General features: G+C 50.7%; 1 protein-coding gene and 1 pseudogene. One reads left to right on the plus strand and one right to left on the minus strand.

Annotation, left to right across the window (positions count from 1 at the left end):
• Positions 1-104, plus strand: a pseudogene (locus ACTHUM_RS16865) (lactoylglutathione lyase); the annotation flags it as partial.
• 53 nt (positions 105-157) lie between these two features.
• On the opposite strand, the gene ACTHUM_RS16870 reads toward ACTHUM_RS16865, so the two are convergent.
• Positions 158-686 (minus strand): lysophospholipid acyltransferase family protein (locus tag ACTHUM_RS16870; RefSeq protein WP_440403537.1); only part of this gene is annotated, 529 nt, incomplete at its 5' end.

Below are 686 nucleotides of genomic sequence, written 5' to 3' on the forward strand. Positions count from 1 at the left end.
AACACGGTACGACTGTGATTGCGTTTGTTGAAGATCCGGACGGCTACAAAATTGAATTTATTCAAAAGAAAAGCGGTAGCGATTCGGTTCAATATTCATCTTAAGACATAAGATAATGGAAAAGGCCGTCTGAACATTCAGACGGCCTTTTGTTTGATCAGCCCAACTGTTTTTGCTTTTCGCTCAACAAGGCGTGTACGTGAAGCGCAGTAGCGTAGCGGTCTTCTCCTGCTTCAATCGGATCGAGGAAATGCAGCTCGACCGTACTGGAAGGCTGGCTGATGACCATGCAGATGGATTGCCAGAGGCTGATGTCGCCGTAGTAGGCAGTGTGTGGATTGGGGCTGCTGCCGTCCGGATTCGGATAGCGGCAGAGTACAGGAATAATCGGTACGCCTGCATCATAGGCCGTCTGAAAAAAGCTGGGTTTGAACGGCAGGATTTCACGGCCTTCGGTACTGGTTCCTTCGGGGAAAATGGTAACGGTATCGCCGTTTTTCAGCGCTTCGGTTACGCCGGCGATTTTGGCAGAATTACCTTTGATGCCGCGGTTGCGCGAGACATAAACCGTTTGCGCCTGTGTGGCGAGATAACCGACCACAGGCCATTTGGCCACATCGTCTTTAGCCACAAAACGGCCGGGGAATGCGCCGTTAACCGCCATAATGTCCAACCATGAAATATGG

The sequence above is a fragment of the Neisseria sp. P0021.S006 genome (genome assembly GCF_051956895.1).